This window comes from Desulfotomaculum sp. 1211_IL3151 (assembly GCF_036763075.1).
GTDB lineage: Bacteria > Bacillota > Desulfotomaculia > Desulfotomaculales > Desulfotomaculaceae > Desulfotomaculum.
Window position 1 is genome coordinate 19,807 of the sequence record NZ_JBAIYV010000011.1, and the last position, 14,381, is coordinate 34,187.

Here is a 14,381-nt window from a genome sequence, read left to right on the forward strand (position 1 = left end):
ACATATCGGTTTTGCGGCAAAAAATTTTATACCATAAGGTGGATTTTAAGATGATCTGGTCTAAATATTTTCAAAACCCTACCTATATGGAAATGACACGAAAAACATTATTGAGTGAAGACCTAAGGCCTTTAATTTTGAAGTTTTGCATGATCAAACAGGGCATGAAACTGCTGGACGTAGGCTGTGGCACAGGCTGTTTCACCCGTTATCTTGCTGCCGGGGCAGAAAACTTAAAAATTGTCGGCATCGATAACGATGCCTTATTTATTCAGCAAGCTCAGGTGGCAGCTCAGAATAAAGGTATGACAGATCGGCTGGAATTTATTGTTGGGGATGCCTGTGGGCTGCCCTTTTCTGAAAATAGCTTCGATGGGGTGGCAAGTCATACTTTTTTCACAAGTATAGAAGACCCTAAAAGGGCCTTGGCGGAGATGATGCGGGTAACCAGGCCCGGAGGAATGATTATATCCATCACGGCCATGTCCTTTGTTGACCAGACCTGGCATAGGGGCTACTATCCGGCCCAGTGTACCTGGCATAAAGAATTATGCCAGTTGGAAGCAAAGGTATGGCAGATGTACCAGGCAATTAATCCCCTGGCCAATTACACCGGAGGAATACCTTCATCTGAAATACCCCATTTTTTTGCCGAAGCAGGCTTGGGGAATGTCTGTTTGTATCCCATTGGCAAGGCCTTCTCCCTAAGCAATGCGGCGATGGCTGCCAGTGATAAGCAGGAATATATCTTGGGCATGTATGAGGCCGAAAGACAAAAGCTGTTGAATTATCTGGAGCTTGAGGAGACAGGTAAATATATTAGCAGCGAAGAGTGTGCCCAGTATCTGAGTCTTTTGCTGGCCAAGCGAGATTACCTGCTTCAGAATATTGGAGAAAACCTCATCTGGGAATGGCAGGGAGGGGCAAATGTGCTGGTGACAGGGGAAGTTGAAAAAGAAAAATACATTCAAAAGAGTGACAAGAATGGATGATTTGAGATATATCCGGTTTAAGGATGCCTTACCAGTAGATACAGTTTACAAAATCAAGAACATTCTCTACGGTATGGGTATTCTAACCATTGACAATTGGCTTGACACCGGAATTGAAGGTTGTTATGCCCTAAGGGTTACGATTGCCGGTACATCCATGGGTACCAATGGTAAAGGAACGGACCCAGCTTATGCCATGGCCAGTGCTTATGCAGAGCTTATGGAACGTATGCAGAATCATATGCTCTATCTTGGCGGCTTAAGCGATGAAGCCATCGCCCATGCAGATTTTCTAGTGACCCCCGATGAAAGGTATTGTTCCTATGAAGAAATTGCAGCAATGGATAATGTCCTGTTGAAGCATGTTATTTCCATGACTATGGGGCAGTCCCCTGAAATCAACAGCAGACACAGGCTGGCGTGTATCAAAAGCTGGACCCTGTTTAATCCACCGGGCCATTCTCACAGCGCCATTACGGTTCCCTTTTATAGCTATGTAAAGAGGAAGCCCCAATATCTAGTGTATGATATGTATTCCTCCATCTATGGCAGCAATGGGATGTGTGCGGGAAATACCCCGGAGGAAGCCCTGGTCCAGGGGTTATCAGAAATATTTGAACGTTATGTAAACAAAAAGCTGATCACGGAGCGGATAACTCCACCAACCATACCGGATCGTTATCTGATGAACGATCCCGGTTTGTATAAAATCATCCAGGGCATTCAGCAAAGCGGACGCTATAAAGTTGTGGTAAAGGATTGTTCCCTTGGGAAAAAGTACCCAGTGGTAGGAACCATCATCATCGATACTAGCAAAGGTACCTTTGGTCTGAAGCTTGGGGTCCACCCATCCTTTCGAATCGCCCTGGAAAGAACCATGACCGAAGCCTTCCAGGGTCAAAGCATTGAAAGTTTTAGCCAAAGCTGCAGCCTGGGTTATGGTGACGACTTCCTAGATCACAGGGATAATGCTGTCAATATTGCCAAGGTTGGAGCAGGTCAATATCCTGCGGCATTACTTTTAGATAAATTCAGCTATGAATTTACACCCTTTATGGCAGAACCTGTGCAGCCCAACAAAGCCATGCTGCAGGGCATGGTTCAGCTTCTGGTTAACCAAGGCTACGACCTGCTGGTGAGGGATGTTTCCTTTCTTGGCTTTCCCAGTTATCAGATCATTGTGCCTGGGTTCAGTGAAATGTATCCGGTGGATCTATTGAGGACAAAGGAACTTAAAACATACACTGCCTTATCTAAAACAGTTTGTAATCTTAACCAGGCTTCCAATGAGGAGTTGGAAAGAATCGTTCGGTATATCCGATTTAAAAGGTATTCACTGTTAGAAAACCAGGTGCACATGATTTTAGGCAGACCCCTTGTTAAAGCACTGCCCGGTGGCAGTAGCGCTGTGGATTTTCTGATGGCTGTGTGTCTATGCAAGCTTGGCAGATGGGACGAGGCCTGCCGGGTATTTAGGTCTATGGCTTTAATTCATGATGCTGCCGAAGGTGATCAATATTGCTATTATAACTGCCTGGCGGATTATGCTAAGGCAAAATCAGCCGGCTTAGACCGGGCGGAAACCCAAGCTATTTTGCAGCAATTATACCCAACGGAGATTGCCCAAAGGGTCTGCCGCCAATTAAATCAGCCGGAGCAGGTTTTTGATCGCATTTACCCCAAATTTAGCTGTTGGGACTGCGATAATTGTCAGGCCCTTAAATACTGTTGCTACCAGGAGACTGAGAAAATATATAAGGCGATCAAGGAAAGATATGCGGCCAATCCACTAAAGCAGGAAAGACTGGCTGAAATCCTTCATGGCGGAGGTGTTTTATGAGCCTACTTTTGCATAACAAGTATAAAGAAATTCCGCCGTTGGACACAGTACATAAAATCAGGGGCATCTTGCATGATCTGGGGATTGCTACTATTGATCGGTGGATAGACTCCAGGGTGGACGGGTGTTGCTCCTTGCGGGTGGAAATTGCGGGAACAGCAGTGGGCCAAAACGGCAAGGGGGCAACGCCTGAGTTCGCTCTGGCCAGCGCCTATGCAGAATTAATGGAGAGAATCCAGAATGATCTGCTTTATCCCGGTGATTATGACGAGGCTGTCTGGCAATACGGTGGTTTTTATTATACGCCGGATGAAAGACTGATGAGTATCAAGGAACTGGCGGCAGAGCATAACCCATGGGTAGATAAGTTGCTGGAAATAATCAGACAAAGGAATGAACAAATTGAGTCCGGCAGTGCGATGCTTGGCCCACTGGCGGCAAGACTTCTCAATTTTGCCGGAGCGGCAGATGAAAAATATGAATCACTCAAACAGTGGAGTTTCTCCCGGCCAAAGGGCTGCAGCCATGATTTTGTGGCCATTCCCTTTCTCAGCCTGCAGACCGGAAGAGTGCACGATATGCCAGTGTCTATTCTCAGGGCCATCTATGGCAGCAACGGCACCTGTGCGGGTAATACCCGGGAAGAAGCACTGTTACAGGGCTTGTCCGAGCTGTTCGAACGCCATGCCAATGTGCGTCTCATTAATGAAAGTCTTTCACCCCCTACCATACCTGAGTGGTATTTAAGTAAGTATGAACGTCTTTACGGCATGATTAGGCAAATAGAAAAGCTGGGGCCTTACAGGTTAATGATCAAAGACTGTTCCCTGGGCGGCGAATTTCCCGTCATCGCGGCTGTTTTGATTAATCTGGCTGCCCGAACCTATGTGGTTAAATTGGGAGCTCATCCGGTGTTTGAAATTGCCCTGGAACGAACCCTTACGGAGATGTTCCAGGGCCGGGATATTTCAACTGCAGCCCAGGCCTGCCGCATTGCAGAGGGCTTTGAACAGGTGGGCGGGCCGGACAATTTACACAATATTCTAAAGGTGGCAGCGGGACAATACCCGGAACAGTTTTTTTACGAAAAGTACAGCTATGCATTTACACCCTTTGCCGACCATAAGGGGAAAACCAATAATGAACTTCTGGCGTATGTTATTGGCCAATTGGTTAACCAAGGTTATGAAATAATGATCCGGGACGTTTCCTATCTGGGATTTTGCAGCTTTCAGGTAGTGGTACCCGGCTTCAGCGAAATTTTTAATTTTGGCAGCCAAAGGCTAAGAGAAAAAAACAGCTTGGATGTAATTAGAAATATCCTTAGAAAGCTACCCGAAGCCTCGGATGCTGAGGTGGAAAAACTGGTTAGATATTTGTCATATAAAAGGAATTGGCTTCTTGAAAACAGCCTGGAGTTTAGTGCCGGAGTGCCTTTAAAACAGGACTTACCCGGTGGTCAGTTGAGCTGGGATCTTTTACTCGCGGCTTGCTGTTATAAACTGCGCCGATTTAAGGAAGCGTATAGGGGATTTCGCTATGTTGCGACGCATATGGAGAACATGAAAGATGCCCAGGCAGCTTATTATGCCTGTCTAAGGGATTATGCCGGAGCGTTAATGAGAGGTATGAAGCATGGAGAGATCGTTGGTTTTTTAAATCATTTTTATGACCGGGATATTTTAGATCGGGTTGTGCAGCAGGCCGGAGTGCCTCAAGAAATTCTGAAGTGTCTCTATAAATCCCTCGCTTGTTTTAATTGCCAAGCATGTGATGTCAGAACGAACTGCTCCTATGGGGTAATCCGGGAGATGCGGCTCAGGTTAAAGGAAAAGCAGATGGAAAACCCGATCGATCAACAAAAACATAAGGCCTGGGGGGATTAAAGTGCCGGATGTATGTATTGTTTCAATGCCTTACGATGTACTGCACATGCCTTCCATCGGTGTGGGGCAGTTGGTTTCGGCAGCTAAGGGAAGGGGTATTGATGCCAAGGCGGTTCATACGAAGTTTTGGTTTGCAGAAAGAATCGGTATTAAAAACTATAATATCATTTTACATTTGTTAAATCCAGCTAGCCTTTTGGCCGAATGGACCTTTTCAAGGGCTGCTTTTCCCGACTTTCATGTTGATGACCACCAGTATCTTGACCTGGCGGTAGCCTCCTATCATGAGCAGGAATTTGTCGAAATTGTCCTGAATAAATTAAGCGAACATAAAAACATCTTCAAATTTCTGCTGGAAATAAGAAAAGAAGCCACTGCCTTTATCGATGAGGCTGCCACCAGGATACTGGAGATGAAGCCCAGAATTGTTGGCTGCAGTTCAATGTTCCAGCAGCACTGTGCTTCACTGGCACTGCTTAGGAAACTGAAGGAATTGAACCCGGAAATCGTAACCCTCATGGGTGGAGCAAACTGTGAAGGGATCATGGGACAGACCACATTAGAATGTTTTCCTTGGCTGGATTTTGTCATGTCCGGGGAAGCAGACTTAAATTTTCCGGATTTTTGCGAGAAGCTGCTTGCCCAGGGAACCGCTGTCAAGGTGACGGATTTGCCCTATGGCATGCTTTCCCGGGAGTCTGTGCAAATAGTCAAGCATAACGATACCACCTGTCCTGTGGCGTCAATCGATGATTTGAATCTTGTTCCCGTGCCTGATTATGTAGACTACTTTGCAGAACTGGAAAAATATTCGGATAAAACAGATATCAAACCGGCTTTAATGATCGAGACCTCAAGGGGATGCTGGTGGGGTCAAAGGCATAAATGCAGTTTTTGTGGGCTCAACGGAAAAAATGCCAAGTATAGAAAGAAATCGGTGGATCGAGTAGTTGATGAGATTACTGAATTGTCGCAGGGATATGCAACGTATAAGTTTTTTGCCTCGGACAACATTATGGCTATGAGCCATTTTAAAGAACTTTTACCCCGTATCTCCGAAACCCAGCCCCCAAAATACACATTTTTTTTCGAAACCAAAGCCAATTTAAATGAACAACAAGTAAAGGCACTGAGAAGGGCTGGCATCAGCTGGATCCAGCCAGGTATTGAAAGCCTTCACGACAATTCTTTGAGACTGATGAACAAAGGTAATTTTGCAGCCGGCAATGTTGCTTTGCTTAAATATGCCATGGAAAACGGCATCAAAGTAGCGTGGAATTACCTTATTGGTATACCGGGGGAGGATGATAACTGGAATGCTGAAACAGCCCAGTGGCTTCCTTTGATTTATCATCTTGAACCGCCGAACAGTGTCAGCAAAATAAGATTTGACCGCTTTAGCTCCTATTACGACCAGCCGGACAAGTATGGTCTAAAGTTGTCCCCATTTAAAACCTATGGCTACATCTATCCCCTTGACAGTTGTGAAATTGAAGACATGGCCTGCTTTTTTGAGGACTATACCCAGGCAGCAAGAGGTGCAGGTTTAGGTGCCCAGCGGATCAAGGCCTGTTTTAATGAGTGGAACAGGGCCTTTTATTCAGGTTGGAATTTAGACTTAGGTGGTGGCCTGCTAAGCATCAATAAGAGTGATAACAGGCCGCAGCTGATCATGTCTGAGTTGGAAGATATGACGATCATTACAGACACCAGGGATTGCGCCTTGCAAAATGAATATTACTTGGCGGGGCTTGAACATAAAGTGCTTCAATTTTGCAAGCAGCCCAGGCTGTCTGTTAAGTTGCTGGAAAACTTCAACCGGCATTACGGTTTGGCAGTAAAACCCCAGGAATTGGCTGATGTTATGAATAGACTGATGGAATATAAGCTGGTATTGAAGCTGGGTGGCTGGGTATTGAACCTGGCAACAAGCGAAACCATTTACAATAAGAGGGCCAATAGGTCCGTACCGTCCCTGGCCTGGCTTCAGGACATTTGATAGGGCATGATCAACCGATCTGGGCAAATAGACTGGAATGCAACAAACACGATACCCTACAACTTAATGGCTGTAGGGTTTTGTTCTGTGTAATTATAAGGTAAAATAGGTTGGTAGTAGCCCGGCTGATGGCTAATGGGAGGTGTTGCAGTGTTAAAAAATGCTGGAGAAATATTAAAACAATATTTTGGTTACTCATCCTTTAAAAGTGGCCAGGATAAAATATTAAACAGCATTTTACAAGGTAAGGATACCCTGGGTATTATGCCTACGGGTGGCGGTAAATCGGTTTGTTATCAGATACCGGCATTAATGTTTCAAGGCACCACCTTAGTTATTTCGCCCTTAATATCTCTTATGAAAGATCAGGTGGATGCACTAAATAGTTTAGGTATTGCAGCCACCTATATTAATAGTTCCCTGGCAGGCAATGAAGTGGAAAAAAGGATCTTTGATGCCAGTGGCGGCAAGTATAAGCTTCTTTATGTGGCCCCGGAAAGACTGGAATCTAAAAGATTTATCAATAGCATCAAATCCATACCCATCAGTATGCTGGCAGTGGACGAGGCACACTGTGTGTCCCAATGGGGGCATGACTTTCGACCCAGCTATCTGGCAATTAGCACATTAATTAAGGAACTAACCAAAAGACCAGTGATTACGGCATTTACGGCAACGGCCACAGAAGAGGTAACCCAGGATATTGTACGATTACTATCGTTAAAAAAACCAAGCATCTATGTGACCGGGTTTAACCGTGAGAATTTATTTTTTTCAGTTATCAGGGGGGAAAATAAAAAGGATTTTATTGCCGATTACATTGCCAGCCATAGGGGACAAGCCGGCATTATTTATGCGGCCACCAGAAAGGAAGTGGATAATCTTCAGCACTGGTTGCAGCGAGAAGGTTATGCGGTGGGGAAATATCATGCTGGCTTAACGGACCAGGAAAGAATCCGCAGCCAGGAAAAATTCCTTTATGATGATCTGCAAATTATGGTGGCCACCAATGCCTTTGGCATGGGCATTGACAAATCAAATGTTCGTTACGTGATTCATTATAATATGCCTAAAAATATGGAGGCCTATTATCAGGAGGCGGGTCGTGCCGGCCGAGATGGGGAACCGGGTCAATGTATTTTGCTTTATAGCTCACAGGATGTACAAATACAAAAATTCTTAATCGAACAAAATCAAGTAGCACCGGAAAGAAAGGCAAACGAATACAAAAAATTACAGGGGATGGTTGATTATTGCCATACCACTCACTGCTTGCGAGAAACGATTTTAAAATATTTTGATGAAGAAAATGCTCCGGAAACATGTAATAACTGCAGCAATTGCAAGGATGACAGGGAACTCGTGGACAGAACCGTAGAGAGTCAGAAAATCATGTCCTGCATTTTGCGTATGCAGGAACAATATGGTATTTCCCTGGTAGCGAACGTCCTCAAGGGCTCACAAAGTAAAAAGGTAGTCCAAAATGGATTTAATCGCCTATCCACCTATGGCTTAATGAAGGAGTACACCACCAAGGAAATCAGTGACCTTATGCATGTGTTAATTGCCGAAGGCTATATTTATTTGACCGAAGGACAATACCCGGTTGCTAAACTGCAAGCCAAGGCCATTCCGGTGCTAAAGGGTCACGAGAAGTTTTTCCAAAGGGTTAGAAAAAAAGAATTGGTAAATGAAACAGATAACTCCCTTTTTGAACAACTAAGAAAGATGCGCAAGGAAATATCCCAGCGAAATAATGTACCACCCTATATTGTATTTTCCGATGGCACCCTAAGGGAAATGTGTAAGCATTGCCCCACAGATGAAAGGGAAATGCTTACTATAAAGGGAGTTGGGCAAGCAAAATTGGAGCAATACGGCCAGGACTTTCTAAAAATAATTAGAGATTTCGTGGGAGCAAGTGTTCCAAATGATAAAGGGCATGATAAAAAGGAGCAGCCCAGTCATGTTGTTTCTTATCATATGCTTCAAGAAGGTCTTTCCATCGAAGAAATTGCCAAGCAGAGAAACTTAAAGCCGGTAACCGTACAGGATCATATCTTTCGCTGTGGCGTGGAAGGGTACGAGATCCTTTGGGATCAATTGATTCCTCAAAAATTTGAAAAAATAATTTTAGAGAAAATTAAAGAATTGGGTGCGGAAAAATTAAAGCCCATTAAAGAAGAACTTCCTGCCGAAATTGATTATATGGCCATTAAAGCTGTCATCTGTAAATATAAAATATTTAAGGCATAAATCGAATACCCTTTCGACATTTGTTTGGTACTAAAAGCATATTTTAGTATTGATACAACAAAGGGGGGTGTTAACCATAACCCTATCAAAAATCCTTTATCAAGTAACATTGGCGGGACCGCTGCAAGTTGAGAGTGGAAATATTTTTTCCAGCGAGGCAAAGGATCTTGTGGCGGCCAGTGGTTCTACTATTTATGTCTATCGTCCAGCCAATGATACTTATAAACCAGCAGCCGTTTTCAATCTGGGGCAGCCGATATTAAGTTTAAAAGTAGGCTTTAGCTCCTTTGGTCAGAACATCATATTTGCAGGAACGGAAGATCGAATCATTGCATTGGCCAATATTGGCGGGGTTCTCAGTCAATTGTGGCAAACCGAACCGGAACCTGGTGCCAACATAATCGGTATAACGGTGACAGATTTAGACGGGGATGGCAGAGAGGAACTGGCTGCCATTGCCAGTGGCAATGACACACTCTATGTGTACCTGCTGACCGGGGAAAATATCACAGCCCTAAGACCACAATTGCTTTCCATAAGACAATTACCCGGTTCCCCCAGGTATATTACAGCCTTTTCGCCAGAGCCCAACAAGCCAAAGTTATTGGCCATAGCCTATGGGGAGAATAATGCTTCGGCCATTGTTACGTACTTTTTAACGGAAACCGGCTTTGATGAAGGACCTGGACTGGTAAATCTACCCTATGGGATTTTGGGATTAGCTGCCGCTAATTTGCTGCCCAATCCGGGGGAGGAATTGGCCACCGCGGGCAATGATGGGTTGGTAAGAATTTATACAGCCAACAACCAATTGCAGTTGGGCATGGTGACAAATAATTTAGGAACGGTTGTTTCAGCGCTAACGGCTCAATCGGTAGCGGAAGAAAGATCTTTATTAATAGCCGGTTCCCCGGCGGGGTTTGTTTTTGGCTTTTTCAGCCCCGGCCTAACCAATGAACCGGATTGGGTAGTTAAAGCGGCAGGGCCTATCAATGACCTAGCCATTATAAGTCAAGATCGATTTATCGTAGGAACGAATAATGGGATACTCCAGGTGTGGGAAGTAAAATATCCGTTTTAGTTTTGGCCATGTGCCATGGACTTTGGGCCATGCTATCGCTAGCGGTTTAAAGCCCATGGCCCAGGGACCAAGGTTCATGGCCGTTATTGGACAGGTAGTATAGGAGAGGGTTGTTTTTGTAGATGCACGGCAGGAGTATTTCACTTAAAGGAGAATTTAATAAAATTGTAGTTTTTTAATACACATTTTTTAGGAGGCCATCGTGAGTCTATATTCTTTTGACGGACAAGGTTTAAAAATGATGATTCTGGGCAGCACAAACTTGCTTGCCCGACATAAATCAGAAATAGATTCCCTAAATGTATTTCCTGTACCAGATGGGGATACCGGAAATAACATGTATCTAACCCTTCTAGCTGCGGCTAAAGAGGTTCAAAATATAGAGTCAACCCATATTGGTGAAGTTGCAGAGGCAGCGGCCCAAGCTTGTTTGATGGGGGCAAGGGGTAATTCGGGAGTTATTTTATCACAACTTGTGCGGGGATTGGCAAAGGCCTTGGCCGGCAAGGAAAAGGCGAATGCCCTGGAGGTTGTTGAGGCCCTGGAAGAAGGGGCTAATTTAGCCTATCAGGCGGTTATGAATCCCGTAGAAGGTACGATGCTGACAGTAATGAGACGCAGCGCAGAGGCGGCTAGAAATGCGGTGCTAAGAAACTATGATTTACTGAGGGTTATGATTATAACCTTACGAGAAGCAAGAATGTCACTTAGCGAAACACCCGAACTATTACCGGTTTTAAAAGAAGCAGGAGTTGTGGATGCTGGCGGTAAAGGTTATGTCATTATCTTGGAAGGAATTCTAAGTATCTTAAAACGGGCTGAGGACATTACTCTGTTAATGGATTTTACTGCCCGGCAGGAGAACAAATATACGAAGGGTGTTGGCCGGGAATTCGATACGGAAATTCACTTTACTTATTGTACGGAATTTCTTGTCAAAGGTTCAGATATTCCCCTGGACACACTTCGTCATGAATTGGCCCCCTATGGTGACTGCCTGATGGTTGTTGGCTCAGAACAAGTGGCCAAGGTACATATTCATTCCAATCACCCCGGACTGGTGTTGGAAAGCTGTTTAAACTATGGTTCCATCCATGAGGTAGCGATTCACAATATGAAGGATCAGAGTAAACAGTTAAAAAAAGATTCCGTTGAAGAAAAAGAGTTTGGCATTGTTACGGTGGGTACCGGGGAAGGTATTATCGATATTATGAATAGCCTTGGTGCGGATGCCGTAATAGTTGGTGGTCAAACCATGAATCCTAGCACAGAGGAGATCGTCCGAGCCATACAGGGAGTGAATGCCAAGGGTATTCTGGTTCTTCCCAATAACAAAAATATTATTTTAGCCGCTGAACAAGCTGCCGGCATGGTTAGCAATAAAGCGATCAAGGTCATACCAACCCGTACAATTCCCCAGGGTTTAAGTGCACTGCTCGTTCAAAATCCAATGGGAGATTTAGAAGATAACTTTCAGAGAATGAGTGAGGCTGCTCAGTCTATAAAAACCGGTGAGGTTACCAAGGCTGTTCGGGAGACCACCCATAATGGTCTGAAAATCCAACAGGGTGACCTGATTGGACTAGCGGAAGGAACGATTGTTGCCGTAGGAACAGAACTTATTTTCGTTTTAAAAGATATGCTTAATCATATGCTGGCTGAGGATCATTCGCTGGTGACCCTTTATTATGGAGCGGAAATCGGAGACCGGGCAGAGGAAATACGGACGGAATTACAAAATATTTTTCCGGATATTGAATTTGAACTCCATTATGGCGGACAGCCACTTTATTATTTCATCTTATCAGTGGAGTAAAATTAGGCGGGTGATGTCATGCCAACGATAAATATCGTCACAGATTCTACTGCAGATTTACAGGGAGATTTATATCAGAGGTTTAATATAAGCAGAGTTCCTCTGAAGGTGATAATTGGCCAGGATGTGTATCGTGATGGGATTGATATTTCACCTGATCAATTTTATAATCGGTTGCTGCAAGGGGATTTTGCTACCACATCTCAGCCTTCCCCCGGTGACTTTGCACAGGTTTTTCGAGAGAAAACTGCGGCTGGGGAAAGGGTACTTTGTCTCACCTTGTCCGCTAAGTTAAGTGGAACCTATCAATCCGCTTGTATTGCCAGTAGTATGGTTACCGGCCGGGTGGAGGTAATTGATACTCAGTCAGCCACATGGGGTGTCGGTCTCATGGCCATTGCAGCTTCCCGGGCTGTAAATGAAGGAAAGACCTATGAAGAAGTAAAAAAAATTATTCATCAACTGACGATTAAGATGAGAATTTTGTTTCTTGTGGAATCACTTGATCACCTGGAAAGGGGAGGGCGAATTGGTAAGGCCCAGGCCTTTTTGGGTTCCCTGCTAAATATTAAGCCTCTCCTTTGTGTAAGGGATGGCCTGGTGTATCCCTATGAAAAGGTTCGTGGCAAAGCCAAGGGGTTAGAAAGAATTATGCAAATTATTGAAAAAGATACTGCCGGGGCTGAAATGGTTTGTGCAGTTTTAGCCGGAGGTGACCCAGAGGCCAGAGGGGTTTTATTGCAAAAATCCAAGGAACGTTTAAATTGTCGTGAAATATGGCAGGGCGACGTGGGGCCTGTGATCGGTTGTCATACTGGGCCGGGAGTTACTGGAATAATTTATTATACTTTATAAGCAACAAAAAAAATCCTAGCGAATTAATCTTATAGAAGGTTTTTTTTCTTAAACGAAGAATACCTCTTAAGAATATCTTTAGGAGGGATCTTATGAAAAGGGTTGCTATCTTTACTTGTAAAAAGATTAGAGATGTTAGCTGTGTTGCTTGTTTGAAATGTTTTAAAGCCTCTGATTTAAAAGAGGGAGAATTTGCCCGTCATGAAGATGAAGTCAAAATTGTAGCCATGACCGGCTGTGGAGATTGCCCAGGCCTAGTAATGCCACGGGCACAGCTTTTATTGGAACAAGCCGATTACCTGGAAAGCGATATCGATGCAGTTCATATCGGAACTTGTATGGTTAAGGCCGTTCAGACTGCTGCTTGCCCCATTGATTTAGAGGGCTTGAAGAAAAAATTAGAAACAAAGTTTAAAGAAGTCATTATCGGTACCCATAATTACTAAGATAGAGTAAAGGGTCAATAGGTGCAAAACTGCACCTATTGACAAACCGATTGCCTTTGCCTTATATTATAAATAGTTAGAGGGGAGTAGCCCAGAGAAACGGGGTCAACAGTACGGCGCATTTAAGTGCCTGGCTTCGTTGTTGGTTTTCCAATGGCAAGACCTTTAACACAAGGTTCTGTATCAGAGCTTTGTGTTAAGGGTCTTTTATTTTATATTTTTAGCCATAAAGAGGGGGTGATGGGCAATAATAATATAATACAGAGAAATCAAGATTACCTTAATAAAAATAATGAAGGAGGGACCCGGGAAATGAATAATATAAAAGCTATTCTATTAATGGGGATACTCAGTGTTATATTAATAACCATTGGCCAAGCAGTGGGAGGAACCCAAGGTGCTACCCTTTTTCTTCTGATTTCACTAGGGATAAATTTTATTAGCTACTTTTACAGTGATAAAATGGCCATCAAGATGACCCGTTCACAACCAGTATCGGAACAGGAAGCTCCTGAATTGTATGAAATGATTAGAAATCTGGCTCGACGGGCCCAGCTTCCCATGCCCAAGGTTTATATTACCCCTTCCCAGCAACCCAATGCCTTTGCCACAGGTCGTAATCCCGAACATGCCGCTGTGGCAGTAACCGAGGGCCTGCTGCACCTTTGTGACCGGGGGGAATTGGAAGGCGTGCTGGCCCATGAATTAGCCCATATTGCAAATAGAGATATTCTTGTAAGTTCCATAGCGGCGGCCTTTGCCGGGGCCATTACCTGGATTGCCAATATCATTCAGTGGGGTGCTATTTTTGGCGGCATGAGGGGGGATAATGAGGAAGGCGGCGGCCTTGGTGCTTTGGTATTGGCCATCCTGGCACCCATTGCAGCCACCATTGTTCAACTGGCCATTTCTCGCTCCCGAGAGTATGGTGCCGATGAATTGGGAGCCAGAATAGCCGGTAAATCCGATGGCCTAGCCAATGCCCTGCTAAAATTGGAAAGGGCAGCCCACCAAATTCCCATGCAAGTGAACCCGGCTGCTTCCCATATGTTTATTACCAATCCATTGTCAGCACGATCCTTTGCCAGAGTTTTTAGTACCCACCCCACCACCGAGGAACGTGTGCAAAGGCTCCGTCAAATAAGATTTTAAACAAAAATGGGGCACTCTGTTATCAGGGTGCCTTATTACAACCCAAAGGAGGGCTACA

General features: G+C 44.5%; 10 protein-coding genes. All 10 read left to right on the forward strand.

From position 1 onward, the window contains the following. Positions 1-50 precede the first annotated feature (50 nt). Positions 51-992 carry a class I SAM-dependent methyltransferase gene (locus V6C11_RS01740; RefSeq protein WP_333529357.1) on the forward strand — a complete coding sequence of 314 codons (942 nt, stop codon included), beginning with the start codon at positions 51-53 and terminating at the stop codon, positions 990-992. Next, positions 985-2,832, forward strand: coding sequence for a YcaO-like family protein (locus tag V6C11_RS01745; protein ID WP_333529358.1), 1,848 nt, complete (start codon positions 985-987; stop codon positions 2,830-2,832). The genes V6C11_RS01740 and V6C11_RS01745 overlap by 8 nt, the downstream gene beginning before the upstream one ends. Next, positions 2,829-4,718, forward strand: a complete 1,890-nt coding sequence (locus tag V6C11_RS01750) for a YcaO-like family protein (RefSeq protein ID WP_333529359.1) — start codon at positions 2,829-2,831, stop codon at positions 4,716-4,718. The genes V6C11_RS01745 and V6C11_RS01750 overlap by 4 nt, the downstream gene beginning before the upstream one ends. A 1-nt stretch (position 4,719) precedes the next feature. Next, positions 4,720-6,717, forward strand: coding sequence for a RiPP maturation radical SAM C-methyltransferase (locus V6C11_RS01755; RefSeq protein ID WP_333529360.1), 1,998 nt, complete (start codon positions 4,720-4,722; stop codon positions 6,715-6,717). A 150-nt stretch (positions 6,718-6,867) separates the two neighbouring features. After that, the gene (gene recQ, locus V6C11_RS01760) at positions 6,868-8,973 is read left to right on the forward strand and encodes a DNA helicase RecQ (protein WP_333529361.1); all 2,106 of its coding nucleotides are present in this window, start codon (positions 6,868-6,870) and stop codon (positions 8,971-8,973) included. A gap of 67 nt (positions 8,974-9,040) precedes the next feature. Continuing rightward, complete coding sequence (locus V6C11_RS01765) at positions 9,041-10,054, forward strand: VCBS repeat-containing protein (protein ID WP_333529362.1); 1,014 nt, start codon at positions 9,041-9,043, stop codon at positions 10,052-10,054. A gap of 202 nt (positions 10,055-10,256) precedes the next feature. Continuing rightward, positions 10,257-11,870, forward strand: coding sequence for a DAK2 domain-containing protein (locus V6C11_RS01770; protein ID WP_333529363.1), 1,614 nt, complete (start codon positions 10,257-10,259; stop codon positions 11,868-11,870). Between the two features lie 18 nt (positions 11,871-11,888). Beyond that, positions 11,889-12,725, forward strand: a complete 837-nt coding sequence (locus V6C11_RS01775; RefSeq protein WP_333529364.1) for a DegV family protein — start codon at positions 11,889-11,891, stop codon at positions 12,723-12,725. A 92-nt stretch (positions 12,726-12,817) separates the two neighbouring features. Further along, entirely contained in the window at positions 12,818-13,171 is a 354-nt protein-coding gene (locus V6C11_RS01780) for a CGGC domain-containing protein (RefSeq protein ID WP_333529365.1), read from the forward strand. A 312-nt stretch (positions 13,172-13,483) separates the two neighbouring features. Further along, positions 13,484-14,323 carry a zinc metalloprotease HtpX gene (locus tag V6C11_RS01785; RefSeq protein ID WP_333529366.1) on the forward strand — a complete coding sequence of 280 codons (840 nt, stop codon included), beginning with the start codon at positions 13,484-13,486 and terminating at the stop codon, positions 14,321-14,323. The last annotated feature ends 58 nt before the right edge of the window (positions 14,324-14,381 follow it).